The following is a 26790-nucleotide window of genomic DNA, read 5'->3' as shown; positions in this document are numbered from 1 at the left end:
AAGATCACGGACCAACGCCGGACAGCACAACCGGTCGCCGAGCCAGAAGGCCGACGTCCGCTCCAGGGAAGGACCCTTCGTGAGCGACACCACCGATCTGATGGGCGTGACTGCCGACAAGAGTGTCGACACCACCGCGCCCGCCGCAGGTGCTGCCTCTGGCACCACCGCACGGCGCCGCCGCTCCGGCACTGGCCTCGATGGCATGGTTCTGGCCGAGCTTCAGCAGGTCGCGTCCGGCCTCGGCATCAGGGGCACCGCGCGGATGCGCAAGAGCCAGCTGATCGAGGTCATCAAGGAGGCCCAGGCCGGCGGCGGACAGGCCGCTTCCCCGGCCAAGGGCGCCGACGCCGCGGCCGAGACCAAGCCGAAGCGCCGCGCCACCTCCAAGGCCCGCACCGGCGACGACAGCGCCGCGGCAGCCGAGCCGAAGGCCGAGAAGAAGGCCGTGGCCCAGCAGCAGATCGACATCCCCGGCCAGCCGGCCAGCGATGACGCCCCGGCCGGCGAGCGCCGTCGCCGCCGTGCCACGTCGCCCGCGGGCAGCCCCGAGGGCGAGACCGCGGCGGAGGCGAAGGGCGACGTCAAGACCGAGGTGCGCGCCGAGGCCAAGACGGACACCCAGGCCGAAGCCGCCACCGACACCGCCGAGGGCCGCCGGGGCGACCGCCAGCGCGACCGAGGTGAGCGCGGCGACCGCCAGCGCGACCGTCAGCGTGAGCGCGGAGACCGCGGTGACCGCCGGGGTGGCAAGGGCGACGACCAGCAGGGCGGCGGCCAGCGTCAGCAGCAGGGCGGCGGTCAGCGTCAGCAGCAGGGCCCCCAGGACGACTTCGACGACGAGAGCGGCCGGCGCGGCCGCCGTGGCCGCTACCGCGACCGCCGTGGCCGCCGTGGCCGCGAGGAGTTCGCCAGCGAGCCGCAGGTTGCCGAGGACGACGTCCTGATCCCGGTCGCGGGCATCCTCGACATCCTCGACAACTACGCGTTCATCCGGACCTCCGGCTACCTGCCCGGCCCGAACGACGTGTACGTGTCCCTTGCGCAGGTGCGCAAGAACGGTCTGCGCAAGGGTGACCACGTCACCGGTGCGGTCCGCCAGCCCAAGGAGGGCGAGCGCCGCGAGAAGTTCAACGCGCTGGTCCGTCTCGACTCCGTCAACGGCATGGCGCCCGAATCCGGCCGTGGCCGCCCGGAGTTCAACAAGCTGACCCCGCTCTACCCGCAGGACCGGCTCCGTCTGGAGACCGACCCGGGCGTGCTGACCACCCGCATCATCGACCTCGTGTCGCCGATCGGTAAGGGCCAGCGAGGCCTGATCGTGGCCCCGCCGAAGACCGGCAAGACCATGATCATGCAGGCGATCGCCAACGCGATCACCCACAACAACCCCGAGTGCCACCTGATGGTCGTCCTTGTCGACGAGCGTCCGGAAGAGGTCACCGACATGCAGCGGTCGGTCAAGGGCGAGGTCATCTCCTCGACCTTCGACCGCCCGGCCGAGGACCACACCACCGTCGCCGAGCTGGCCATCGAGCGCGCCAAGCGCCTGGTCGAGCTGGGTCACGACGTGGTCGTCCTGCTGGACTCGATCACCCGTCTGGGCCGTGCGTACAACCTGGCGGCCCCGGCCTCCGGACGCATCCTGTCCGGTGGTGTCGACTCCACCGCGCTCTACCCGCCGAAGCGCTTCTTCGGTGCCGCGCGCAACATCGAGGACGGCGGTTCGCTGACCATCCTCGCCACTGCGCTGGTCGACACCGGCTCGCGCATGGACGAGGTGATCTTCGAGGAGTTCAAGGGCACCGGCAACATGGAGCTCAAGCTCGACCGGAAGCTCGCCGACAAGCGCATCTTCCCCGCGGTGGACGTCGACGCGTCCGGCACCCGCAAGGAGGAGATCCTGCTCGGCAGCGACGAGCTCGCGATCGTCTGGAAGCTGCGCCGGGTGCTGCACGCGCTCGACTCGCAGCAGGCGATCGAGCTGCTGCTCGACAAGATGAAGCAGACGAAGTCGAACGCCGAGTTCCTGCTCCAGATCCAGAAGACGACCCCGGCGCCGGGCAACGGCGACTGACGTCGGATCACCGGTCCGCTCGTAGGAGCGCTCACAAGGCCGCCCCATCACTTTCGAGTGATGGGGCGGCCTTGTTGTTCTGAGTACCATCCCGCACTGGTCAACCTGTAGTTGACGTGCGTATCATCTGCTGATCGACGTGGGGGGCATTCCACCACGCAGTATCGCCGAGGTCGGGGGGCCTCGATGGCCGTGCTGCCCACACCTGTGCGGTGCCCCACCACGAGCACAGTTCTTCCGGTGGGCGGTTGCGCTCCGCCGGTTCTCACGAGGGGTTACGAGTGCAGATACGCACCCGTGGTGGCCGGCACAAGCGCCGTTTGAAGCTCGCGCTCCCGGCCGTGGCCGCAGCAGTCGCGCTCGCAGGAGCGGGCATCGCGTTCACCGGATCGGACTCGGCGGAAGCCGGCGAGGCCGTGACGCCGATCGGTGGTGAGGTGCGGGCCCCGCTGTCGAAGGCCGAGCTGGGCGAGCGCGTGGCGGCCGCGATCAAGGCCGACCAGCGGAGCAAGCGCACGCTCGTCAAGCAGCCGGAGCCCGAGTCCGCCGCTCCCTCCGAGTCCGGCAAGGCCACCGAGTCCGCCGGTTCCGGCGCGGCCGCCCGCAGCGCGCCGAGCGCGCGCATCATCGGCGGCGCGGAGACCACGATCTCCCAGGCGCCGTGGATGGCCCAGCTCCACTTCTGGGATGCCGCGGGCAACGGCTACTTCTGCGGTGGCGCGGTCATCGCCCCGACGAAGGTCGCCACCGCGGCGCACTGTGTCAAGGGCATCAAGTGGTACCTGAACGGTGCGGTCATCGTCGGCACCGACCAGATGGCCACCTTGAACGACGATGGCACCATGAACGCGCACGGTGGCCAGGTCCGCGGCGCCTACCGTCAGTGGGACCACCCGTCGTACGACGCCATCGACATCGACAACGACGTGGCCGTCCTCACGCTGGACAAGGCGGTCTCCGTCAAGCCGCTGGCGCTGGCGCAGCCCTCCGACGGCGACCTGTACAAGGCGGGCAACGACGGCAAGGTCTACGGCTGGGGCCGCACCAGCTCCACCGAGCCGAACAGCGCCTCGGACGTGCTGAAGGTCGCCGACGCCGACATCGTCTCGGACACCTCCTGCGCCGCCGCCTACCCGGAGGCGACGGAGACGGCCGCCAAGTTCGTCAAGGGCCACATGCTCTGCGCCGGCGCCGCCCCGACCGGGGAGGACGCCACCACCGAGACCACCTGCAACGGCGACTCCGGCGGCCCGCTCGTCGTCAACGGCAAGCTCGCCGGTGTTGTCTCCTGGGGTGACATCGACTGCTCGGCCGAGGGCAAGTACGGCGTGTACGCGAAGATGTCGACGTACTCCGCTCCGGTCCAGTCCCGGGTCGACGACGCCAACTGGAGCGGCAAAGACCACACCGCCGACCTGCTCGCCCGCAGGGCCTCGGACAACACCCTGTTCGGCTGGACCTCCAAGGTCACGTCGTTCAGCCGCACGCTCAACGAGGGCTACTTCGGCGGCTATAACATGCTGGTCCAGGGCGACCTGAACCGCGATGACATCGAGGACATCGTGGTCCGCGCGAGCAACGGCTCGGTCTACTGGGACCACTACGTGCCCTCGCAGAAGGAGTGGCAGCGCAAGTTGCTGTCCACCGGCTGGGCCAAGAACAAGCAGTTCGTGCTGCCCGGCGATGTCACGGGCGACGAGCTCCCCGACCTCCTCACCGTGAACTCCACCGGCTACCTCTACCTCTACGCGGGCAAGGGCAACGGCGGCTTCGGCGCACCCGTCAAGCTCGGCGGCGGCTGGAGCCAGTACGGCATGGTCCGCGGCCACGGCGACTTCACCGCTGACGGAAAGCCCGACCTGATCGCCCGCGGTTCGGACGGATCCACCTACCTCTACAAGGGCAACGGCAAGACCACGGCGTTCGAGCCCCGCGTCCTGGTGGGCAAGTTCAGCCCGAGCAGCTTCAACGCCCTGATCACCGTGGGCGATGTGAACAGCGACGGCCATGCCGACCTGCTGGTCCGCGACTCCACCGGCAAGATGTGGCTCTACCCGGGCAACGGCAAGTCCTCCGGCGGGATCTTCGGCGCCCGCAAGGACTTCGGTACCGGCTGGCAGGCGTACAACCTGTTCGGCTGAGTCCTGCTGAGCCCGACCTGGCAGTCGGTCCGGGTACGAGTGCCCGCCGTGCGTCACGCACGGCGGGCACCGTCGTTTCTGAGCCGCCCTCCGCACTCACCGGTGGGACGTTCGCCACACGCCGGCCTCGGAGCCCGGCGGTGGGCGCGGAGCCGCGTCTTGCAGATCGCCGCGGAAACCGCAGGTGAACGGGGGTCTGTGTGCGCCATTTCACAGGGAACGCACAGGTTCTTCTCCCGCGGTCGCTACATGACTCTCACGGTCCTCTTAGGCCCCTGTGCAACCCTTCTCATCGCCCCGCCGTCATACAAGTGGCGTAACAAAATTTGACATGGTGGACAAACCATGCGGGAACGCGACGGCGGGGACAGAGGACCGACAAGGACTCGAGGGGATATGGCCGATCAGACCAAGGGCAGTCGAATACGCGCGACCGGCAAGCGCCGCAAGCCGCCCACGGGAGGGCGCCGCGCCGTGACGGCCACCGCCTGGGTGGCCGGCGGTCTGGTGCTCGTCGGCGGATCCGGTCTCGGCTACCTCTACTTCAAGCTCAACGGCAACATCCAGGGCGTCGACATCAACGCCCAGCTCGGCACCGACCGTCCCGACGACGTGGACAACGGCTCGATGGACATCCTGGTCCTCGGCTCCGACTCCCGTGCGGGCGCCAACTCCGAGTACGGCACGGACGAGGGCGGCGCGCGCTCCGACACCGCGATGATCGTGCACGTCTACGAGGGCCACAAGAAGGCCGCGGTCGTCTCCGTGCCCCGCGACACCCTCATAGACCGCCCGGACTGCACCGACGGCGACGGCAACGAGGCCAGCGGCCAGTCCCGCGCCATGTTCAACACGGCGTACCAGGCCGGCGGCCCCGCCTGCGCGGTCAAGACCGTCGAGCAGATGTCCGGCATACGCATGGACCACTACATAGAGGTCGACTTCACCGGCTTCAAGAAGATCATCGACGAGCTGGGCGGCGTCAAGGTCACCACCAGCAAGGCGATCAAGGACGGCAAGAGCCATCTCGATCTCGAACCGGGCACCCACACCCTCGACGGCGAGCAGGCCCTCGGACTCGTCCGTACCCGTAAGAGCGTCGGCGACGGCAGCGACCTGGGGCGGATCCAGCTCCAGCAGGCGTTCATCAAGGCGCTGATCCAGCAGGTCAAGAGCGTCGGAGTGTTCAGCAGCCCGGACAAGCTGTACGGCCTCGCCGACAGCGCCACCAAGGCGATCACCCCGGACTCGGAGCTCGACTCGGTCAAGGAGCTCATCAGCTTCGCGAACGGCCTCAAGGGCCTCGGCGCCGACGACGTCAACATGATCACGCTGCCCGTCCAGTACGACAAGATCGACCCCAACCGTGTGAAGCCGCTCGAGAAGCAGTCCCAGCAGGTCTGGAAGGCCCTCGCCGCGGACAAGCCGATCCCCGCCTCCGCGACCGAGGGCGCCGTCGAGGGCGAGGCGAAGGGCGTCGTGCGGTAGGCGTGCGGCAGCACCGACTGGGCCGACGACGAGGGCCGACGTGGCCCGCCGACGCGGCCTCGGAGCAGGCGGACGATCCCGTCCGGGGAAGCCGGGAATAGCTGCTGCCTCACCCCGGTTTTGGGAGATACGGCCGGTCCTGGCAGACTGGTACGTCGGCCCCGGTTCACGTACGCGCACCCCGCGCGTGCGACCCGGTGCCCTCCCGAAATCTAGGAGAAACCCTTGAAGCGCGACATCCACCCCGAGTACGTCGAGACCCAGGTGAGCTGCACCTGTGGCGCGTCGTTCACCACTCGCAGCACCATCGACAGCGGCACCATCCGTGCCGAGGTCTGCTCCGAGTGCCACCCGTTCTACACGGGCAAGCAGAAGATCCTCGACACCGGTGGCCGTGTGGCCCGCTTCGAGGCCCGCTTCGGCAAGGCTGCCGGCTCCGCCAACAAGTAGCGAGCCACTGCGCCGGTTCCCGGCCACCCCTGCGCGGGGCGGCCGGGACCGGCGCTTTGCCGTCACCGCTCTCCGCGAGGGCCCGGACACCACCCCGGACCGGCGACAGCGTCGTCCCCGCAGCACTTTCGTACGCATACCAGGAGCCCCCGATGTTCGAGGCGGTCGAGGAACTGATCGGCGAGCACGCCGATCTCGAGAGCAAGCTCGCCGACCCCGCGGTCCACGCCGACCAGGCCAACGCGCGCAAGCTCAACAAGCGCTACGCCGAGCTGACCCCGATCGTCGCCACGTACCGCTCCTGGAAGCAGACCGGGGACGACATCGAGACGGCCCGTGAGCTCGCCAACGACGATCCCGACTTCGCCGCCGAGGTGAAGGAGCTGGACAAGCAGCGCGAGGAGCTCACCGACAAGCTGCGGCTGCTGCTCGTCCCGCGCGACCCCAGCGACGAAAAGGACGTCATCCTGGAGATCAAGGCGGGCGCGGGTGGCGACGAGTCGGCGCTCTTCGCCGGTGATCTGCTGCGCATGTATCTGCGCTATGCCGAGCGCGTGGGCTGGAAGACCGAGATCATCGACGCCACCGAGTCCGAGCTCGGCGGCTACAAGGACGTTCAGGTCGCGGTGAAGCTCAAGGGCAATGCCACTCCCGAGCCCGGTCAGGGCGTCTGGGCGCGGCTGAAGTACGAGGGCGGCGTGCACCGCGTGCAGCGGGTGCCGGCCACCGAGTCCCAGGGCCGAATCCACACCTCGGCAGCGGGTGTGCTCGTCACGCCCGAGGCCGAGGAGGTCGATGTCGAGATCAACCCCAACGACCTGCGGATCGACGTCTACCGCTCCTCGGGCCCCGGCGGGCAGTCCGTCAACACCACCGACTCCGCGGTGCGCATCACGCACCTGCCGACCGGCGTCGTCGCGTCCTGCCAGAACGAGAAGAGCCAGCTCCAGAACAAGGAGCAGGCCCTGCGTATCCTGCGCTCCCGGCTGCTCGCCGCCGCGCAGGAGGCAGCCGAGCGGGAGGCCGCCGACGCCCGCCGCAGCCAGGTCCGCACCGTGGACCGCTCCGAGAAGATCCGTACGTACAACTTCCCGGAGAACCGGATCTCGGACCACCGCGTCGGATTCAAGGCGTACAACTTGGACCAGGTGCTCGACGGGGAACTGGACGCGGTGATCCAGGCCTGTGTCGACGCCGACTCCGCCGCGAAGCTCGCCGCCGCGTAAGCGTTACGGGGCGGGCGAGCCGAGAACGTCCAGTAGTTAGCCGAGCAAGACAGAACCGACCGGCCCGGAGGACCAGCGTGCAGTCGCTCCCGGGGGGACGACCCCCGTACCCCCGATCCTTGCTGCTCGCCGAGGTGGCCCAGGCCACCCAGCGGCTGGCCGACGCCGGCGTGCCCTCGCCCCGCTTCGACGCGGAGGAGCTGGCGTCGTTCGTGCACGGCGTCAAGCGCGGTGAGCTGCACCTGGTCAAGGACGCGGACTTCGACGCCCGCTACTGGGAGACGATCGCCCGCCGCGAGGCCCGCGAACCGCTCCAGCACATCACCGGACGGGCCTTCTTCCGCTATCTGGAGCTCCAGGTGGGCCCCGGTGTGTTCGTGCCGCGACCCGAGACCGAGTCCGTCGTCGGCTGGGCCATAGACGCCGTGCGGGCGATGGACGTGGTCGAGCCGCTGGTCGTGGACCTGTGCTCGGGCTCCGGGGCCATCGCCCTCGCCATCGCGCAGGAGGTGCCGCGTTCCCGCGTGCACGCCGTGGAGCTGTCGGACGACGCGATCAACTGGACCCGCAAGAACGCCGAGGGCTCCAGGGTCAGCGTCCACCACGGGGACGCGCTGCGCGCCCTGCCCGAGCTCGACGGCCAGGTCGACCTGGTGATCTCCAATCCGCCGTACATCCCCCTCACGGAGTGGGAGTACGTCGCCCCCGAGGCACGCGACCACGATCCGGACATGGCGCTGTTCTCCGGCGAGGACGGCCTCGACACCATCCGTGGCATCGAGCGCACCGCCCATCGGCTGCTGCGCCCCGGAGGCCTTGTCGTCGTGGAGCACGCCGACACCCAGGGCGGTCAGGTGCCGTGGATCTTCAACGAGGAGGCCGGCTGGGCGGACGCGGCCGACCACCCCGACCTGAACAAGCGCCCGCGGTTCGCGACCGCGCGCAAGGCGATGCCGTGACGTGCCCGCACCTGGTGATGTGCGGCGCCCCGGTGGGGGTCTCCCCGGCCGACGAACAGGGGGAGAACGAGTGACCACATACGAGGAGGCCCGCTGATGGCTCGGCGATACGACTGCAACGACGCGACGGATCGCACCACTGGTCTGCGCGAAGCGGCGTCGGCCGTGCGCCGCGGCGAGCTCGTGGTGCTCCCCACCGACACCGTGTACGGCATCGGCGCGGACGCGTTCAGCAGCGAGGCCGTCAGCGATCTGCTGGCGGCGAAGGGTCGTGGCCGCAATATGCCCACACCCGTGCTCATCGGCTCGCCGAACACCCTGCACGGTCTGGTCACGGACTTCTCCGAGAAGGCCTGGGAGCTTGTCGACGCGTTCTGGCCGGGCGCGCTGACGCTGGTCGCCAGGCACCAGCCGTCGTTGCAGTGGGACCTGGGCGACACCCGGGGCACGGTCGCCATCCGGATGCCGCTGCACCCGGTCGCGATCGAGCTGCTCACGGAGGTCGGCCCGATGGCGGTGTCCTCCGCGAACCTGACCGGGCACCCGGCGCCCGAGGACTGCGAGGCCGCGCAGGACATGCTCGGCGATTCCGTCTCCGTGTACCTCGACGGCGGACCGACCCCCGGCATCGTGCCGTCCTCGATCGTCGACGTCTCCGGGAAGATCCCGGTGCTGCTGCGTGCCGGGGCGCTCGACGCGGACGAGCTGCGGAAGGTGGTACCCGACCTCGAGGTGGCGCCATGAGTGCGGCGCACGACCGAGGACCGGCCCAGTGATCGCCCCTGAGGGGCGTGGCATAGGTGTGGCGAACGGCGTCGACACCTTCAGGATCCTTCACGTCAGCACGGGCAACGTCTGCCGCTCGCCGATCACCGAGCGGCTGACCCGGTATGCCCTCAGCCACCGGCTCGGGGACCCGCTGGCCGGCGGGCTGATCGTGGAGAGCGCGGGCACGTGGGGGCACGAGGGCGCCCCCATGGAACCCAACGCCGAGACGGTGCTGACCGACCTCGGCGCGGACCCGAGCGGCTTCACCGGGCGGGAGCTGCTCGACGAGCACGTCATCCGGGCCGATCTGGTGCTGACGGCGACGCGTGACCACCGCGCGCAGGTGATCTCCATGGGCCACTCCGCGGGACTGCGCACGTTCACGCTGAAGGAGTTCACCCGGCTGGTCCGCGCGATAGACCCGGCGACGCTGCCGGATCCGCGCTGCGACGGCTTTGTGGAGCGGGCCAGGGCATTGGTGCGGGCCGCCGCCGCGCTGCGCGGCTGGCTGCTCGCGCCGAGCGCGGAGGCGGACGAGGTGTACGACCCGTACGGCGCGCCGATCACGTTCTTCCGCTCGATCGGTGACGAGATCAACCAGGCGCTGGACCCGGTGGTGACGGCGCTCACCGGCGTGCCCGCAGGCCGCTGACGGGCGTGCCGCGCGGCTGCCGTCCGGGGGAACGCCCCCCCCCGCGGAGCCGCTGAGAGGCGGCGCCCGACGTCCTGGAGGCGTCCAGGGGCCCCGTCCGTCGGGACCCGGCCTTGAGGGCTGTCCCGCAATCCGCAGCCGGCGCACGACGTCGGCTACGGCACCCCCTCTGGCTTCGCCCACGCTGCGATGTCGGGTCGCCAGGACATGCCCGGCACGAGGACGGCCTCCCTCCTCGTCCCTTCGGTGGGAGGGCCTCACCGCCTTGCGACGGTCCGGCCCCCGGAGGGCCGGGGGACCCCGTGCACCCGACGCCGCGCACTGATCCACTCGGGATGACGGGACCGCCCTCGGTCCGGACCGAAATCGCGGAACGGGCGCGCAGCCGGGCTCGTACCGGCCTACATTGGATCGCACGAGCCCTTCTGATGCCCGGAGCACACGATGCCGGTCAGCAGCACTGAAGCATCAGCCGCGTCGCACGCCTCAGCCGTGTCGCACGCGCCGGCCCCGTCGCACGGGTCGGCCTCCGCCGCCCGCTCGCCCGAGCTCGAGGCACTGCGCCGGCAGGATCCGGAGATAGCCGAGGTCATCCGTGGCGAGTCGGTGAGGCAGTCGGACAGCCTGCAGCTCATCGCCGCCGAGAACTTCGCCTCGCCCGCCGTGCTCGCCGCACTCGGCTCACGGCTCGCCAACAAGTACGCCGAGGGCTACCCGGGCACGCGCTACCACGGAGGCTGCGAGCTCGTCGACACCGCCGAGCGCATCGCCGTCGACCGTGCGAAGGCCCTGTTCGGCGCGGAGCACGCGAACGTACAGCCGCACTCCGGCTCGTCCGCGGTGCTCGCTGCCTACGCCGCCCTGCTGCGCCCCGGGGACACGGTGCTGGCGATGGGCCTGGCCTTCGGCGGACACCTGACCCATGGCTCCCCGGCCAACTTCTCCGGTCGTTGGTTCGACTTCGTCCCGTACGGCGTCGACGCCGAGTCCGGTCTGATCGACTACGAGCAGATCCGCGGGCTGGCCCGGGAGCACCGGCCCAAGGCTGTCGTCTGCGGGTCGATCTCCTATCCACGGCACCCCGACTACGCGGCGTTCCGCGAGATCGCCGACGAGGTGGGCGCGTATCTCATCGTGGACTCGGCCCATCCGATGGGCCTGATCGCCGGGGGAGTGGCGCCGAATCCCGTCCCGTACGCGGATGTCGTGTGCGCCACGACCCACAAGGTGCTGCGCGGCCCACGCGGCGGGATGGTCCTGTGCGGAAGCCATCTCGGCGAGCGCATCGACCGGGCCGTCTTCCCGTTCACCCAGGGCGGCGCCCAGATGCACACCATCGCCGCCAAGGCGGTCGGCTTCGGCGAGGCGGCCACGCCTGCCTTCGCGGAGTACGCCCGCAAGGTCGTGGCCAACGCCCAGGTGCTCGCCGGGGCCTTGGCCGAGGAGGGCTTCGCCGTCACCACGGGGGGCACGGACACGCATCTGATCACGGCGGATCCCGCGCCCCTGGATCTGGACGGGCGCATGGTCCGAGGCCGGCTCGCCGCCGCCGGGATGGTCCTGGACACGTGTGCGCTTCCTTACGGTGACGGCCGAGGGATCCGGCTGGGCACCGCGGCCGTCACCACCCAGGGCATGGGCGAGGCGGAGATGGCCCGGATAGCGATGCTTTTCGGCCTGGCGCTTCGGGCACCGGGAGGCGGCGATGATGCACGCCGCATACGCGAAGAGGTGCGGGAACTGGCCGGAGGTTTCCCGCCCTACTGAACCCTGGCCGAGCCTGGTTCGGGCCCCTGCCGAGCTGAGGTTCGAGCAAGAATCGAGCCTGGTGCAACCGACCTCACCATCCGGAAGTCCTCACTCACAGGGCCAACAAAGCTAGGGTGTGGGGCTTAGATGGCCAGCGATACCTGTGGGGCAGCCCGTGCGTGATTACCTGCTGACGCTCTGTGTCACGGCCGCGGTGACCTACCTGCTCACCGGTCCGGTGCGGAAGTTCGCCATCGCGACCGGAGCGATGCCGGAGATCCGCGCCCGCGACGTACACCGAGAACCGACTCCGCGGCTCGGTGGCATCGCCATGTTCTTCGGCCTGTGCGCGGGGCTGCTGGTCGCGGACCACCTGTCCAACCTCAACAGCGTCTTCGAGCTCTCCAACGAGCCGCGCGCTCTGCTCTCGGGCGCCGCGCTGATCTGGCTGATCGGTGTGCTTGACGACAAGTTCGAGATCGACGCGCTGATCAAGCTGGGTGCCCAGATGATCGCCGCCGGCGTGATGGTCGTCCAGGGCCTGACGATCCTGTGGCTGCCGATCCCGGGCATCGGCACGGTCGCACTCACACAGTGGCAGGGCACCCTGCTCACGGTCGCCCTGGTGGTCATCACCATCAACGCCGTGAACTTCGTGGACGGCCTCGACGGCCTCGCGGCGGGCATGGTGTGCATCGCCACCGCCGCGTTCTTCCTGTACGCGTACCGCATCTGGTACGGCTACACCATCGAGGCCGCCGCTCCCGCGACCTTGTTCGCCGCGATCCTGATGGGCATGTGCCTGGGCTTCCTCCCGCACAACATGCATCCCGCGCGGATCTTCATGGGCGACTCGGGATCCATGCTGATCGGACTGGTGCTGGCGGCGTCCGCGATCTCGGTGACGGGCCAGGTGGACCCGGACGCGCTGAAGCTCTTCGAGGGCGGTACGCGAGAGGCCACGCACGCGGCGCTGCCGGTCTTCATCCCGCTGCTGCTGCCGCTGACCATCATCGCGATCCCGCTCGCCGATCTGCTGCTGGCGATCGTCCGCCGTACCTGGAACGGGAAGTCGCCGTTCGCCGCCGACCGCGGCCACCTGCACCACCGGCTGCTCGAGATCGGGCACTCGCACAGCCGTGCCGTCCTGATCATGTACTTCTGGTCGGCGCTGATCGCCTTCGGTGTGGTGCTGTACTCGGTGCACAGCGCCTCGATGTGGATCGTGTTCGCGATCGTGGTGCTGAGCGCTCTCGGACTCGTCCTGTTGCTGCTGCCACGCTTCACTCCGCGGGCGCCGCGATGGGCTGAAGCCTTCGTACCGCCGCGCTACCGCCGTCGCCGCCCCGGGAGGGTGCGGTCCGCGACCGCGCCGCCGTACGAGGAACTGGACGGGATCACGGCGGCTCTGCTCGACGCGGAGGGCGCGAAAGACTCGGAGGAACGGGTTCCGGTTCCTGCGGGGATCAACGGGGCAACGGCCATCGGCGCCCGTTCGCGGTTCACGGATCGGCGTAAGGCCGGAACGCCAAGTTGACGGAAGGGCCGCGCGGCCGGCCCGCGCGGCCCGCAAGAGCGCGACTGCGCGGACTCGCGCAGCACATTCGCGGCTAATACCAGACAAACAACCCTTCTGTCGTGCACACACGCGCGCGGTCACTCTCATGTGTGAGAGTTGGCACATCTCTGGGTAAAGACCTATTCAAATAGTTTGTGATACGGTTCACGAGAACCGGATACAGAGCCGAAGGACCGTAGTGCGACGGTTCCCTTGGCCCCGAGACTCGCCTCGGACCGGCTCTACGCTCGTCCATGACGACACCACTGCCCCCACCACTCAGCGGAGCTGCCGCCATGCTGTCCAACGACGCCCGCACAGTCCTCCAGGCCGCCGTACCCACCACCGCCGTCGGCGTGATCGCGACGGTTGTGAGCGGGGTGGTCGCCGGGGGAAAGGGTGCCGTCGGAGCGGTCGTCGGCACCGTGGTGGTCATCGCCTTCATGGGTGCCGGGATGCTGGTGCTCCAGCGCACCGCCAAGCAATTCCCGCACCTGTTCCAGGCGATGGGGCTGCTGCTCTACACAGCCCAACTGCTGCTGCTGTTCGTGTTCATGGCGGCCTTCCGGGGCACCACGCTGTTCGACTCGAAGGCCATGGCCTTCACCCTGCTCGCGACGACCATCGTCTGGGTCGCCGCGCAGGCCCGCGCCTACATGAAGGCCAAGATCCTTTACGTCGACCCCGAGTCCTCGACGGCCGAAAGGCCCGAGAAGACTGGGTCGACGGCATGAGGGGTAGGGGCGGGATAAATGCCCGTTCACGATCCTGCTATCGTCCGGTGCCAACTGCGGCACTGCGGGCGCGGGCATCACAGCTGACGCCTGTCCCAGCGCGAGGCATGATGCCGAACTGCCGCCCCCTTACCTGCAAGACCAGTCCAGTGCCGACCCGCGGCTGTGTGCCGCGCCGACACAACGAGGTTGCCGTACCTATGCGCCACGCTGAAGGAGCCCGCGGTGAGTGCTGACCAGACGCTTGCCTTTGACGCGAGCTGCCACATCTTCTCCGGATGTGGATTCCCTGCTCCGGGCCTGCACACCTTCCTGTACGAGCCCATCTTCACCGTGGGTGGCTTCGAGTTCAGCAAGCCGATGCTGCTCGCGCTGCTGAGCTCGATCGTGGTCGTCGCGTTCTTCTGGGCCGCCTTCGGCAAGCCCAAGGTCGTCCCGGGCAAGCTCCAGATGGTCGGCGAGTCCGGATACGACTTCGTACGCCGGGGCATCGTCTACGAGATCATCGGCAAGAAGGACGGCGAGAAGTACGTCCCCTTCATGGTCTCGCTGTTCTTCTTCGTATGGATCATGAACCTCTGGTCCATCATCCCGCTCGCCCAGTTCCCCGTGACCTCGCTGATCGCCTTCCCGGCCGGTCTGGCCCTGATGGTCTACGTGCTCTGGGTCTCCCTGACCTTCAAGAAGCACGGCTTCGTGGGCGGCTGGAAGAACATCCTGGGCTACGACAAGTCGCTCGGCGCGATCCTGCCGCTGATCATGGTCCTCGAGTTCTTCTCGAACCTGATCATCCGGCCCTTCACGCACGCGGTCCGACTGTTCGCGAACATGTTCGCCGGTCACCTGCTGATCGTGATGTTCACTCTGGCCACCTGGTACCTGATGAACGGCCTCGGCTTCGTCTACGCCGGCGCCTCGTTCGTCATGGTCATCGTGATGACCGCCTTCGAGCTCTTCATCCAGGCCGTCCAGGCGTACGTCTTCGTGCTCCTGGCCTCCAGCTACGTCCAGGGCGCGCTCGCCGAGCACCACTGAGCCAGCCCGCTCACCCCGATACCAGCAATCATCGGTGGCCAACCCCCACCGGTTCGTGAAAGAGAAGGAAGTAACGGCATGTCCGCTGCTCTCGAGATGGTCAACCTCGCCGCCGGTGCCAGGGAGAACGTCGTCGGCAACGTCGCCTCCATCGGTTACGGCCTCGCCGCGATCGGCCCCGGCGTCGGCGTCGGCATCATCTTCGGTAACGGCACCCAGGCCCTCGCCCGTCAGCCCGAGGCCGCTGGTCTGATCCGCACCAACCAGATCATGGGCTTCGCTTTCTGTGAGGCGCTCGCCCTCATCGGCATCGTCATGGGCTTCGTCTACCAGTAAGCCGGACCGACAGCCCAACCCCCTTCACGGAAGGCACTGATGTGAAAGCTCTGCTTCTTGCGCAGGCTGAGGAAGCGCAGAATCCTCTGCTCCCGCATCTCGACGAGCTCGTCATCGGCCTGATCGCCTTCGCCATCGTCTTCGGCTTCCTCGCCAAGAAGCTCCTCCCGAACATCAACAAGGTTCTGGACGAGCGTCGCGAGGCCATTGAGGGCGGCATCGAGAAGGCCGAATCGGCCCAGATCGAGGCCCAGAGTGTCCTCGAGCAGTACAAGGCTCAGCTGGCTGAGGCCCGTCACGAGGCCGCTCGTCTGCGCCAGGAGGCGACAGAGCAGGGCGCCGCGATCATCACCGAGATGCGCGCGGAAGGCCAGCGGCAGCGCGAGGAGATCGTCGCCGCCGGTCACGCCCAGATCGAGGCCGACCGCAAGGCCGCGGCCACCGCGCTGCGCCAGGACGTCGGCAGGCTCGCCACCAACCTGGCCGGCAAGCTGGTGGGTGAGTCCCTCGAGGACCACGCCCGCCAGAGCCGCACCATCGACCGCTTCCTCGACGAGCTCGAGGACAAGGCGGAGTCGACTGGGGCCGCCCGATGAACGGAGCGAGCCGCGAGGCACTGGCTGCTGCGCGTGAGCGTCTCGACGCGCTGACCGACAACACGTCGGTCGACGCTGCGAAGCTCGCCGAGGAGCTGGCCGCCGTCACCGCTCTGCTCGACCGCGAGGTGTCGCTGCGTCGGGTCCTGACCGACCCGGCGCAGGCCGGCGAGGCCAAGGCCGAGCTGGCCGCGCGACTGCTGAGCGGTCAGGTGGACGGCGAGACCGTCGACCTGGTCTCCGGCATGGTCCGCTCCCGCTGGTCCCGGTCCCGGGACCTGGTGGACGCGATCGAGGAGCTGGCGAACTCCGCCGACCTCATCGCTGCCCAGCGGGCCGGGGCACTGGACGACGTCGAGGACGAGCTGTTCCGGTTCGGCCGGATCGTCGCCTCCAGCCCCGAGCTGCGGGCCGCGCTGACCGACCGGTCCGCCACGGCGGCCGCCAAGGGCGACCTGCTGCGCAGGCTGCTGGGTGGCAAGGCCAACCCGGTCACCGCGCGCCTGGTCATCCGTCTGGTGACCGCGCCCCGGGGACGTAGCCTGGAACAGGGACTCGAGTCCCTCTCCAAGCTCGCCGCGTCGCGCCGCAACCGCGTGGTCGCCGTCGTCACCTCCGCGGTGCCGCTGAGCGACCAGCAGAAGCAGCGCCTCGGAGCCGTGCTGGCGAAGCTGTACGGCCGCGAGATGCACCTGAACCTGGACGTGGACCCCGAGGTCCTCGGCGGGATCTCGGTGCAGGTCGGCGACGAGGTCATCGACGGCACGATCTCTGACCGGATCGCCGAGGCGCAGCGCCGTATCAGCGGCTGACCGGTCACCACAGGCGACCAGGCCACAACAGAAACACGCATGGCACAGCGGCCCGGTTGGGCCGCAGAGGATTCCTGGGGGTCCCGCGGCGAAGCCGCTGAGGGATACAGCCCCAGACCCCCAAAGAAACTTCGGGCCCAACAAGGAGAGCAGGGAACCCAGATGGCGGAGCTCACGATCCGGCCGGAGGAGATCCGGGACGCGCTGGAGAACTTTGTCCAGGCGTACAAGCCGGACGCGGCCTCGCGCGAGGAGGTCGGTTCGGTCAGCCTTGCCGGCGACGGCATCGCGAAGATCGAGGGTCTTCCCTCGACCATGGCCAACGAACTGCTGCGGTTCGAGGACGGCACACTCGGTCTCGCCCTCAACCTCGAGGAGCGCGAGATCGGTGCCATCGTTCTCGGCGAGTTCAGCGGTGTCGAGGAGGGCCAGCCGGTCCAGCGCACCGGCGAGGTGCTGTCCGTCGCCGTCGGCGAGGGCTACCTCGGCCGTGTGGTCGACCCGCTCGGCAACCCGATCGACGGCCTCGGCGAGATCGAGACCTCGGGCCGCCGCGCCCTTGAACTGCAGGCCCCCACGGTCATGCAGCGCAAGTCGGTGCACGAGCCCATGGAGACCGGCTACAAGGCCGTCGACGCGATGACCCCGGTCGGCCGTGGTCAGCGTCAGCTGATCATCGGTGACCGTCAGACCGGCAAGACCGCTCTGGCCATCGACACGATCATCAACCAGCGCGACAACTGGCGCTCCGGCGACGTGAACAAGCAGGTCCGCTGCATCTACGTCGCCATCGGCCAGAAGGGCTCCACCATCGCGTCCGTGCGCGGTGCCCTGGAGGAGGCCGGCGCCCTCGAGTACACGACCATCGTCGCCGCCCCGGCGTCCGACCCGGCCGGCTTCAAGTACCTGGCGCCGTACACCGGTTCGGCCATCGGCCAGCACTGGATGTACGAGGGCAAGCACGTCCTCATCATCTTCGACGACCTGTCGAAGCAGGCCGACGCCTACCGCGCCGTGTCGCTGCTGCTGCGCCGCCCGCCGGGCCGTGAGGCCTACCCGGGTGACGTCTTCTACCTGCACTCCCGTCTGCTGGAGCGCTGCGCCAAGCTCTCCGACGACATGGGTGCCGGTTCGATGACCGGTCTGCCGATCGTCGAGACCAAGGCCAACGACGTCTCGGCGTTCATCCCGACCAACGTCATCTCCATCACCGACGGCCAGTGCTTCCTGGAGTCCGACCTGTTCAACGCCGGCCAGCGCCCGGCCCTGAACGTCGGTATCTCGGTTTCCCGTGTCGGTGGCTCCGCCCAGCACAAGGCCATGAAGCAGGTCTCCGGCCGGCTCCGTGTGGACCTCGCCCAGTACCGCGAGCTGGAGGCGTTCGCCGCCTTCGGTTCCGACCTGGACGCCGCGTCCAAGTCCGCCCTGGAGCGCGGTAAGCGCATGGTCGAGCTGCTGAAGCAGGCGCAGTACGCCCCGTACTCCACCGAGGACCAGGTCGTCTCGATCTGGGCCGGCACCACCGGCAAGATGGACGATGTTCCGGTCGAGGACATCCGCCGCTTCGAGCGCGAGCTGCTGGACTACCTGCACCGCGAGCACGGTTCGCTGATGACCAGCATCCGTGAGGGCGGGAAGATGTCCGACGACACTCTCGAGAAGGTCGCGGAGGAGATCGCCGCCTTCAAGAATCAGTTCGAGACGTCGGACGGCAAGCTGCTCGGTGAGGAAGCCCCGGCCGCCGTCAACGTCTCGAAGTGACGACGGAAGGGACCTGACTCATGGGAGCCCAGCTCCGGGTCTACAAGCGTCGCATCAAGTCGGTTACTGCGACGAAGAAGATCACCAAGGCAATGGAGATGATCTCCGCCTCGCGCATCGTCAAGGCGCAGCGCAAGGTGGCGGCCTCCACGCCGTACGCGACCGAGCTGACCCGCGCGGTCACGGCGGTGGCGACCGGGTCGAACACCAAGCACCCGCTCACCACGGAGGCCGAGTCCCCGGCTCGTTCCGCGGTCCTGCTCATCACGAGCGACCGCGGTCTGGCCGGCGGCTACTCCTCCAACGCCATCAAGGCGGCTGCCCGGCTCACCGAGCGGCTGCGCGCGGAGGGCAAGGAGGTCGACACGTTCATCGTCGGGCGCAAGGGCGTGGCCTACTACGGGTTCCGTGAGCTGAAGGTCGCGGACTCGTGGACCGGATTCACCGACAACCCGTCGTACGCGAACGCCAAGGCGGTCGCGGCGCCCCTGATCGAGGCGATCGAGAAGGACACGGCCGAGGGCGGTGTGGACGAGCTCCACATCGTGTTCACCGAGTTCGTCTCGATGCTGACGCAGACCCCGGTGGACAACCGGCTGCTGCCGCTCAGCCTCGACGGGAACGGCGAAGCCGAGACGGAGGGCGGGAAGAGCGAGATCCTCCCGCTGTTCGACTTCGAGCCGTCGGCGGAGGACGTCCTCGACGCCCTTCTCCCGCGCTACGTCGAGAGCCGTATCTACAACGCCCTGCTTCAGGCCGCCGCGTCCGAGCACGCGTCCCGGCGCAAGGCGATGAAGTCGGCCACCGACAACGCCGGTGACCTGATCAACACGTACACCCGACTTGCCAATGCGGCCCGCCAGGCCGACATCACCCAGGAAATCAGCGAGATCGTCGGTGGCGCGAGCGCCCTGGCCGACGCGACCGCGGGGAGTGACTACTAATGACCACCACTGTTGAGCCGACCGCCGTGGCCACTGGCCGCGTCGCCCGGGTCATCGGCCCGGTCGTCGACGTGGAGTTCCCCGTCGACGCGATGCCGGAGATCTACAACGCCCTGAACGTCGACGTGCCGGACCCGGCGAACCCGGGCACCACCAAGACGCTCACGCTCGAGGTCGCCCAGCACCTCGGCGAGGGCGTGGTCCGCACCATCTCGATGCAGCCCACCGACGGTCTGGTCCGCCAGGCCGCGGTGACCGACACGGGCGCGGGCATCACCGTCCCGGTCGGCGACTTCACCAAGGGCAAGGTGTTCAACACCCTCGGTGAGGTGCTGAACGAGCCCGAGGCGAACGGCCAGGAGACCGAGCGCTGGGCGATCCACCGCAAGGCTCCGAAGTTCGAGGACCTCGAGTCGAAGACCGAGATGTTCGAGACCGGCCTGAAGGTCGTCGACCTTCTCACCCCGTACGTCAAGGGTGGAAAGATCGGCCTGTTCGGTGGCGCGGGTGTGGGCAAGACCGTCCTCATCCAGGAAATGATCATGCGTGTGGCCAAGCTGCACGAGGGTGTTTCCGTGTTCGCCGGTGTCGGTGAGCGCACCCGTGAGGGCAACGACCTCATCGCGGAGATGGAGGAGTCCGGCGTTCTCGACAAGACCGCGCTGGTCTTCGGTCAGATGGACGAGCCCCCGGGCACCCGTCTGCGCGTCGCCCTGGCCGGTCTGACCATGGCGGAGTACTTCCGCGATGTGCAGAAGCAGGACGTGCTGTTCTTCATCGACAACATCTTCCGCTTCACCCAGGCCGGTTCCGAGGTGTCCACCCTGCTCGGCCGTATGCCGTCCGCGGTGGGTTACCAGCCGAACCTCGCCGACGAGATGGGCCTCCTCCAGGAGCGCATCACCTCGACCCGCGGTCACTCGATCACCTCGATGCAGGCGATCTACGTCCCCGCCGACGACCTGACCGACCCGGCGCCGGCCACCACCTTCGCCCACCTCGACGCGACGACGGTTCTGTCCCGTCCGATCTCCGAGAAGGGCATCTACCCCGCGGTGGACCCGCTGGACTCCACGTCCCGCATCCTGGACCCGCGCTACATCTCGCAGGACCACTACTCCGCCGCCATGCGCGTCAAGGGGATCCTGCAGAAGTACAAGGACCTCCAGGACATCATCGCGATCCTCGGTATCGACGAGCTCGGCGAAGAGGACAAGCTCGTCGTGCACCGCGCCCGTCGTGTCGAGCGCTTCCTGTCCCAGAACACCCACGCGGCGAAGCAGTTCACCGGCGTGGACGGTTCGGACGTGCCGCTGGACGAGTCGATCGCCGCGTTCAACGCGATCTGCGACGGCGAGTTCGACCACTTCCCGGAGCAGGCGTTCTTCATGTGCGGTGGCCTCGAGGACCTCAAGGCCAACGCGAAGGACCTCGGCGTCTCCTGAGTACGCTGACGTAACGGTGAGCTGACTCTTGAAGGGGGGCGGGTGCCGTCCCGCCCCCCTTCGCACACGCCCGGGCGTTTCCCGCGCCCGAGCCCTACTAGACTTATGACCCAACACCCGGCGGAACCGCTGGGTGGTGACCCGAGGAGCCACCCTTGGCTGCTGAGCTGCACGTCGAGATGGTCGCCGCCGACCGCAAGGTCTGGTCCGGCGAGGCCACCCTGGTCGTCGCGCGCACCACGTCCGGCGACATCGGCGTCATGCCCGGCCACCAGCCGCTGCTCGGTGTGCTGGAGTCGGGCCCGGTGACCATCCGTACCAGCGAGGGAACGGTCGTCGCCGCTGTACACGGCGGCTTCATCTCCTTCGCCGACAACAAGCTGTCGCTGCTCGCGGAAATCGCCGAGCTGGCGGACGAGATCGACCAGCAGCGCGCGGAGCGTGCGCTGGAGCGCGCCAAGGCGGACGACGACGCTGCTGCCGAGCGGCGCGCCGAGGTCCGGCTGCGCGCGGTCGCGGTGCACTAGCGCTCCGAGACCATGTACCACCCTCAGCCGCGGCCAGGCTGGACTTCTCCAGACCGGGTCGCGGCTGAGGCAATGCACGTGCAGGTGTAGGGCGCAGGTCTGATACCGAATACCGCTACGGGACGAAACGAGGAGGTCGGTGGAGATGGTCCTCGCTCTGCTCGTCAGCGGTCTGGTGGTCGCGCTGGTGCTGGTCGGGCTGTTTGTCTTCGGTCTGCGCCGCAGGCTGATCCAGCGCTCGGGCGGCACCTTCGACTGCAGCCTGCGCTGGAACGTGCCGGAGAAGGACGACCACTCCGGTAAGGGCTGGGTATACGGGGTCGCCCGCTACAGCGGGGACCGGATCGAGTGGTTTCGGGTGTTCTCGTACGCACCCCGCCCCCGCCGCGTGCTGGAACGCGCCGCGATCGAGGTGCTGGCGCGCCGGCTGCCGGCGGGCGAAGAGGAGCTGGCGCTGCTCTCCGACGCCGTGATCCTGGCCTGTCTGCACCGGGGGACCCGGCTGGAGCTGGCGATGAGCGAGGATGCGCTCACCGGTTTCCTCGCCTGGCTGGAGGCGGCGCCTCCCGGCCAGCGAGTCAACGTTGCGTGAGGTTTCTGGGATGACCGCTGACATCGCGCCGGTCGGGCCGGGGGAGTGCCATGTCTGGTCCGCCGAGGCGCGCTGGGCGCCCGGACTCCTCGATCTGCTCGACGACGACGAGCGGGAACGCTGTGCCCAGTTCCGCGTGGACGGGGCGCGTGCGCTCTATCTGACCGCGCATGTGCTGGCCCGCCAGGTGGTCGGCGCGCAGCTGTCCCTCGACCCGCGTGAGGTCGTCGTCGTCCCCGTGTGCAAGCACTGCACCGATCCCGGAGACCGACCGCACGGGAAGCCGACCCTGCCGGGGACCTCGCTGGAGCTCTCGCTCTCCCACTCGGGACAGCGGGTCATGGTCGCCCTCACGGCAGCCGGTCCGGTCGGTGTCGACGTCGAGGAGATCACCGATGGCCGGGACCTGCCCCTGGACGTGCTCTCCGTACCCGAGCGGGCCGAGCTGGAGCTGCTGGCCCCGGAGGAGCGCCCCGCCGCCTTCATCCGCTACTGGGCGCGCAAAGAGGCCGTGCTCAAGGCCACCGGCGACGGACTGATGGTGGAACCCTCGGCACTGACGGTCACCGGTCCGGGCGCTCCCGCCAGGCTGCTGGAGTGGCGCGAACGCCCCGAGCCGCACCTTCCGGTGCGGCTCGAGGACCTCGACGCCGGTGCGGGCTACCGGGCGGCGGTCGCCGTCGTGGGGGACGACGACCGCGTCGATGTGGTGCACCACCCGCTGGTACGGGTCGGCTGACGCAGGAGCGCTCAGCCGAGGCCGCTGTTGATGGCGCTGACCAGTTCGCCGTTCGTGGTGTCACCGGAGAACTCCCAGAAGAACGCTCCTCCCAGGTTCTGGCCCTTCGCCCAGCTCATCTTGCCGTTGATCGTGGACGGGGTGTCGTAGCTCCACCAGTTCGAGCCGCAGTGGGCGTACGCGGTGCCCGCGATCGTGCCGTTCGCCGGGCAGGAGGCCTTGAGCACCTTGTAGTCCTCGATGCCCTGCTCGTAGGTGCCCGGCGCGGGGCCGGTCGCCGTGCCGCCGGGTGCGGACTGGGAGACGCCCGTCCAGCCGCGCCCGTAGAAGCCGATGCCGAGCAGCAGCTTCCCGGCCGGGACGCCCTGGGCCTTCAGCTTGGCGATGGCGTCGGCCGAGTTGAATCCCGCCTGCGGGATCCCGGAGTACGAGGTGAGCGGCGAGTGCGGTGCGGTGGGCCCGTCCGCGTCGAAGGCGCCGAAGAAGTCGTACGTCATCACGTTGTACCAGTCGGAGTAGGCAGAGGCGCCCGCGTAGTCGGTCTTGTCGATCTTGCCTCCGCTGCTCGCGTCAGCCGTGATGGCAGCCGTGACCAGGTTGTTCGTACCGAACTTGGCCCGCATGGCCTGCATCATCGTCTTGAACGCGGCCGGTCCGCTGCTGTCGCAGGACAGACCGCAGGCGTTCGGGTACTCCCAGTCGAGGTCGATGCCGTCGAAGACATCGGCCCAGCGTGGGTCCTCGACGAGCTGGTAGCAGGACTCGGCGAACGCGGCCGGGTTCTGGACCGCCTGCGGGAAGCCACCGGACCAGGTCCAGCCGCCGAAGGACCAGAGCACCTTGATGTGGGGGTACGCCTTCTTCAGCTTGCGGAGCTGGTTGAAGTTGCCGCGCAGCGGCTGGTCCCAGGTGTCGGCGACGCCGTCGACCGACTGGTCGGCGCCGTAGGCCTTGTCGTAGTCCGCGTAGGAGTCGCCGATGGTGCAGCGGCCGTTCTGGACGTTGCCGAAGGCGTAGTTGATGTGGGTGATCTTCGCCGCGCTACCGGAGGTCACCAGGTTCTTGACGTGGTAATTGCGCTGGTAGACGCCCCAGTTGGTGAAGTAGCCGAGCTTCACCTTGCCACCGGGGCCTGGGTCGGGTCCCGGATCCGTGCCGCCGCCCGTGGTACGCACGGCGCGGGAGCCGCTGACCGGGCCCGTCTGGTCGGCGGTGTCACGGGCCCGGACGGTGTACGAGTAGTCCGTTCCGGCCGTGAGCCCGGTGTTGGTGTACGTGAGCCCGGTGACGGTGGCGATCTTCGTACCGCCGCGGAGCACGTCGTAGTTCTTGACGCCCTTGTCGTCGGTGGCCGCGGTCCAGCTCAGTGTCACGGAGGTGTCGGTGACGGCGGTCGCCGACGGGGTGCCGGGCGCGGACGGCGGACTGTCGCCGGGGACGCTGCCGCCGTCACAGGAGCCGCCGTTGACACGGCAGTTGGACGGAGCGCCCGGTCCGGCGCCGTTGAAGCCGAAGGAGACGGACGCGCCGGGGGCGAGGCTGCCGTTCCAGCTCTTGTTCCTGGCCGTCCAGTGGGTGCCCGAGCCGGTGACATCGGCGTCCCAGGCGGTGGTCACGGAGGTGCCGGAGGGGAAGTCCCACTCGACCGCCCATGAGGTGATCGCCGTGGTGCCGGTGTTCTTCACCGTCCACTTGCCCTCGAAGCCGCTGCCCCAGTCCTGGGTCTTGGCGTAGGTGGCGGTGGTGGAGGTGGCCGCCTCGGCGGGGGTGGCGAGCCCGACCAGCGCGGCGAACGGGAGCAGCAGGGCGGTGATTCCCGCCGTGGCCCTCGATAGACACCGTGCTCGGAAGCCGCTTCTGCTGGGGGTGCCGCGCGTGCTGCGCGTTCTGCGGGGGGAACTCGTGCTCAAGGGATGCTCCTCGAGTGTGCGGACGGACCGGGGGAGGTGGTGCTCGTGTCCGTGCGGGCACACCGCGAGGCTCACGCGATGTGCGCTGTGCGGTGAGAGTAGGAAGGTCTGGACCAATCGTCAATAGGTCCAGACCACGGCCCGGAGTGGTTCCGTCCGCCCGGACGGGGCTCGGACGGGCCCGGGCGGGGCTCAGCTGGTCAGATCCCCAACTCCTGAGCCAGCACGGCGGCTTGGACCCTGCTGCGCAGCTCCAGCTTCCCCAGCAGACGGCTCACATGGGTCTTCGCGGTGGCCTCCGCCATATCGAGCCGACCGGCGATCTCGGCGTTCGACAGCCCCTGTCCGATGCAGGACAGCACCTCGCGCTCGCGCCGGGTCAGGGCGTCGAGCACCGAGGGATCGGGCGCGTCAGGCGACCGTACGGGAGTGGGGGCGCCGAACTCGGCGATCAGCCGCCGGGTGACCGCGGGGGCGATCAGCCCCTCGCCGCGCGCCACCGTCCGTACCGCCGCCAGTAGTTCACCGGCCTCTGCGTTCTTCAGGAGGAAACCCGCGGCCCCGGCCCGCAGCGCCCCGAAGACGTATTCGTCGAGGTCGAACGTGGTCAGTACCAGCACGTCCGCGAGGCGCTCCGAGACCACCTGACGGGTCGCCGACACCCCGTCGAGCCGGGGCATCTGCACATCCATCAGCACCACGTCCGGACGCAGCTCCCGGGCCAGACGTACCGCCTCCTCCCCGTCCGGGGCCTCCGCGACCACCTCGATATCGGCGGCGCTGCCGAGGATCAGGACCAGCCCGGCACGTACGGCGCTCTGGTCCTCAGCGACGACGACACGGATCACGGTGTTCACGCCGACGGCTCCTTGTCCTTCTCCATGGGCAGCAGCGCCCTCACCCGCCAGACCTTCGTTTCACCGTCGGCCGGGCCTTCGACCGGCCCCGCCTCGAATTCCCCGCCCAGCAGCGCCACCCGCTCGCGCATCCCCACCAGGCCCGCACCCGAACCAGGCGCCCGCGGCCCCGGGCGCAGCCCGAAGGGGCTGTCCACGATCACCGTCAGCGCATCCCCCGGCGCCCCCGCGAGATACACCGTGACCTCTCCGGCGCCGGCGTGCTTCAGCGCGTTGGTCAGCGACTCCTGAACGATCCGGTACGCCGCGAGCTCCACCGGCGCGGGCAGCGCCGCGTCCCCGTCGCGCTCGTCGTGCAGCGTGAACCGCAGCCCGCTCGCCTCGCCGTTCGCACCCGCCTGGGCGATCAGCGTGTCCATGGCCCCCAGGGTGGGGGCGGCGGCTGGTTCCGCGCCGCCGCTGCTGTCACGTAGCAGCCCGATCAGGCGGCGCATCTCGGCGAGCCCCGCCACGCTGTTCTCCCGGATGACCGTGAGGGCCTGCCGGGTGGTCTCCGGCCTGTCCAGGGAGAGCGCGGCGGTGGAGTGGATGGCGATCGCCGAGAGGTGGTTGGCCACCAGATCGTGCAGCTCCCGGGCCATGCGGGCCCGCTCGGCGTTCACCGCCTGTGTACGGTCCATCTCGGCGAGCAGCGCGGTCTGCTCGGCGCGCAGCCGGGCGGCATCGGCCGCATCACGGTGGTTGCGCACCAGGGCGCCGGTGGCCGCCGGGCCGAACGTCACCAGCCCGATGATCAGTCCGAGGATCAGGGCGTACGGCTCCCGGTACCAGGCGAGCAGCCCGATGGTCGCGGCGATCGCGACCAGGGCCGTCGCGTAGGGCAGTCGCCTGGCCGTCGAGGGCGATCCGTAGACGACCGCCGCGTAGACGAGGTCCGTGAACATCAGCAGAGTCACGAGGTTGCCGGGTGTGAGCAGTTCCAGGACCAGCGCGAGTGTGCCCACTGTGAGGGCCGTCCGCGGCCTGGTCCGGCGCAACAGCTCCATACCGGCCATGGTCACGAGCGGGACCAGCGTGATCCAGGCCCCGTTGAGGAGTCCGACCCCGGCGGAGTTGTGCAGCCCGAACGTCCACAACAGCAGCCCGCCGGCGAGGCCGCTCACGGCGATGAGGACGTCATCGCGGTGGGGCCGGGGGAATGCGGGCAGGCACATGGACCCATCTCAGCACGTAGAGCCTGGGGCGCGCACAGGCTGTGCCCGCGGCGCCGGAATCATGCCCCCAGCCTAGGGAGCGGGTACGGGCTGGGCCTCCGCCCGTCGGACGAAGCACGGGCCTGCCCCGGTACATCGAAGGGTGCAGCCGGGATTCCTCCAGCACGCCGACGAGACGGTCCGCCCCGGAGCCGACGATGGAACGGAGCCGAGGAGAGGG

Annotated in this window: 24 protein-coding genes; 21 read left to right on the top strand and 3 right to left on the bottom strand. The window is 69.2% G+C overall.

Annotated features, from left to right (window positions below):
* The first annotated feature begins 79 nt into the window (after nucleotides 1–79).
* The 21 genes from rho (at nucleotide 80) to ACFV6V_RS08205 (ending at nucleotide 22589) form a co-directional block, all read left to right on the top strand.
* Complete coding sequence (gene rho, locus ACFV6V_RS08305; protein WP_385560896.1) at nucleotides 80–2077, top strand: transcription termination factor Rho; 1998 nt, start codon at nucleotides 80–82, stop codon at nucleotides 2075–2077.
* Between the two features lie 281 nt (nucleotides 2078–2358).
* A complete protein-coding gene (locus ACFV6V_RS08300) occupies nucleotides 2359–4218 on the top strand; it encodes a trypsin-like serine protease (protein ID WP_385560893.1) in 1860 nt (619 codons plus the stop codon).
* 396 nt (nucleotides 4219–4614) lie between these two features.
* A complete protein-coding gene (locus tag ACFV6V_RS08295) occupies nucleotides 4615–5706 on the top strand; it encodes an LCP family protein (protein WP_385560890.1) in 1092 nt (363 codons plus the stop codon).
* Nucleotides 5707–5931: 225 nt separating this feature from the next.
* Entirely contained in the window at nucleotides 5932–6156 is a 225-nt protein-coding gene (gene rpmE, locus ACFV6V_RS08290; RefSeq protein WP_361279249.1) for a 50S ribosomal protein L31, read from the top strand.
* A 152-nt stretch (nucleotides 6157–6308) separates the two neighbouring features.
* Nucleotides 6309–7382: a peptide chain release factor 1 gene (gene prfA / locus ACFV6V_RS08285; RefSeq protein ID WP_385560887.1), complete on the top strand. Its 1074-nt coding sequence runs from the start codon at nucleotides 6309–6311 to the stop codon at nucleotides 7380–7382.
* Nucleotides 7383–7459: 77 nt separating this feature from the next.
* Complete coding sequence (gene prmC / locus ACFV6V_RS08280) at nucleotides 7460–8341, top strand: peptide chain release factor N(5)-glutamine methyltransferase (protein ID WP_385560884.1); 882 nt, start codon at nucleotides 7460–7462, stop codon at nucleotides 8339–8341.
* A 96-nt stretch (nucleotides 8342–8437) separates the two neighbouring features.
* A complete protein-coding gene (locus ACFV6V_RS08275) occupies nucleotides 8438–9085 on the top strand; it encodes an L-threonylcarbamoyladenylate synthase (RefSeq protein ID WP_385560881.1) in 648 nt (215 codons plus the stop codon).
* A gap of 28 nt (nucleotides 9086–9113) precedes the next feature.
* Nucleotides 9114–9761, top strand: coding sequence for a protein-tyrosine-phosphatase (locus ACFV6V_RS08270; RefSeq protein ID WP_385560877.1), 648 nt, complete (start codon nucleotides 9114–9116; stop codon nucleotides 9759–9761).
* Between the two features lie 444 nt (nucleotides 9762–10205).
* Entirely contained in the window at nucleotides 10206–11528 is a 1323-nt protein-coding gene (gene glyA / locus ACFV6V_RS08265) for a serine hydroxymethyltransferase (RefSeq protein WP_385560874.1), read from the top strand.
* A 157-nt stretch (nucleotides 11529–11685) separates the two neighbouring features.
* Nucleotides 11686–13047: an MraY family glycosyltransferase gene (locus tag ACFV6V_RS08260; RefSeq protein WP_385560871.1), complete on the top strand. Its 1362-nt coding sequence runs from the start codon at nucleotides 11686–11688 to the stop codon at nucleotides 13045–13047.
* 317 nt (nucleotides 13048–13364) lie between these two features.
* On the top strand, nucleotides 13365–13802 hold the full coding sequence (locus ACFV6V_RS08255; RefSeq protein WP_385561050.1) for a hypothetical protein: 438 nt from the start codon (nucleotides 13365–13367) through the stop codon (nucleotides 13800–13802).
* Nucleotides 13803–14027: 225 nt separating this feature from the next.
* Nucleotides 14028–14837, top strand: coding sequence for a F0F1 ATP synthase subunit A (atpB, locus tag ACFV6V_RS08250; protein ID WP_361279265.1), 810 nt, complete (start codon nucleotides 14028–14030; stop codon nucleotides 14835–14837).
* Nucleotides 14838–14915: 78 nt separating this feature from the next.
* A complete protein-coding gene (gene atpE / locus ACFV6V_RS08245) occupies nucleotides 14916–15173 on the top strand; it encodes an ATP synthase F0 subunit C (protein WP_361279267.1) in 258 nt (85 codons plus the stop codon).
* A 41-nt stretch (nucleotides 15174–15214) separates the two neighbouring features.
* Nucleotides 15215–15769, top strand: a complete 555-nt coding sequence (locus ACFV6V_RS08240) for a F0F1 ATP synthase subunit B (protein WP_385560868.1) — start codon at nucleotides 15215–15217, stop codon at nucleotides 15767–15769.
* Nucleotides 15766–16581: a F0F1 ATP synthase subunit delta gene (locus ACFV6V_RS08235; RefSeq protein WP_361279271.1), complete on the top strand. Its 816-nt coding sequence runs from the start codon at nucleotides 15766–15768 to the stop codon at nucleotides 16579–16581. The genes ACFV6V_RS08240 and ACFV6V_RS08235 overlap by 4 nt, the downstream gene beginning before the upstream one ends.
* Before the next feature lie 162 nt (nucleotides 16582–16743).
* The gene (gene atpA, locus ACFV6V_RS08230; RefSeq protein WP_385560865.1) at nucleotides 16744–18342 is read left to right on the top strand and encodes a F0F1 ATP synthase subunit alpha; all 1599 of its coding nucleotides are present in this window, start codon (nucleotides 16744–16746) and stop codon (nucleotides 18340–18342) included.
* A gap of 20 nt (nucleotides 18343–18362) precedes the next feature.
* Nucleotides 18363–19286: a F0F1 ATP synthase subunit gamma gene (locus ACFV6V_RS08225; protein WP_385560862.1), complete on the top strand. Its 924-nt coding sequence runs from the start codon at nucleotides 18363–18365 to the stop codon at nucleotides 19284–19286.
* Nucleotides 19286–20731, top strand: a complete 1446-nt coding sequence (gene atpD / locus ACFV6V_RS08220) for a F0F1 ATP synthase subunit beta (protein WP_361279277.1) — start codon at nucleotides 19286–19288, stop codon at nucleotides 20729–20731. Before ACFV6V_RS08225 ends, atpD begins: the two co-directional genes overlap by 1 nt.
* Before the next feature lie 155 nt (nucleotides 20732–20886).
* Entirely contained in the window at nucleotides 20887–21258 is a 372-nt protein-coding gene (locus ACFV6V_RS08215) for a F0F1 ATP synthase subunit epsilon (protein WP_361279280.1), read from the top strand.
* A 145-nt stretch (nucleotides 21259–21403) separates the two neighbouring features.
* Nucleotides 21404–21850 carry a DUF2550 domain-containing protein gene (locus ACFV6V_RS08210; RefSeq protein ID WP_385560857.1) on the top strand — a complete coding sequence of 149 codons (447 nt, stop codon included), beginning with the start codon at nucleotides 21404–21406 and terminating at the stop codon, nucleotides 21848–21850.
* A gap of 10 nt (nucleotides 21851–21860) precedes the next feature.
* Nucleotides 21861–22589: a 4'-phosphopantetheinyl transferase family protein gene (locus tag ACFV6V_RS08205; protein WP_385560854.1), complete on the top strand. Its 729-nt coding sequence runs from the start codon at nucleotides 21861–21863 to the stop codon at nucleotides 22587–22589.
* 11 nt (nucleotides 22590–22600) lie between these two features.
* Here the strand turns inward: ACFV6V_RS08205 and ACFV6V_RS08200 are convergent, their stop codons facing one another.
* The 3 genes from ACFV6V_RS08200 to ACFV6V_RS08190 all read right to left on the bottom strand — a co-directional run bounded on the left by ACFV6V_RS08200 (nucleotide 22601) and on the right by ACFV6V_RS08190 (nucleotide 26570).
* Nucleotides 22601–24499, bottom strand: coding sequence for a glycosyl hydrolase family 18 protein (locus ACFV6V_RS08200; protein WP_385560850.1), 1899 nt, complete (start codon nucleotides 24497–24499; stop codon nucleotides 22601–22603).
* 200 nt (nucleotides 24500–24699) lie between these two features.
* Nucleotides 24700–25356, bottom strand: a complete 657-nt coding sequence (locus tag ACFV6V_RS08195) for a response regulator (RefSeq protein WP_385560847.1) — start codon at nucleotides 25354–25356, stop codon at nucleotides 24700–24702.
* Nucleotides 25353–26570, bottom strand: coding sequence for a sensor histidine kinase (locus ACFV6V_RS08190; protein WP_385560844.1), 1218 nt, complete (start codon nucleotides 26568–26570; stop codon nucleotides 25353–25355). The genes ACFV6V_RS08195 and ACFV6V_RS08190 overlap by 4 nt, the downstream gene beginning before the upstream one ends.
* Nucleotides 26571–26790: the final 220 nt, after the last annotated feature.

It is taken from the genome of Streptomyces sp. NPDC059828, from assembly GCF_042731955.1.
Classification (GTDB): Bacteria; Actinomycetota; Actinomycetes; order Streptomycetales; family Streptomycetaceae; genus Streptomyces.
This window is presented reverse-complemented; position numbering and strand designations above follow the sequence as displayed.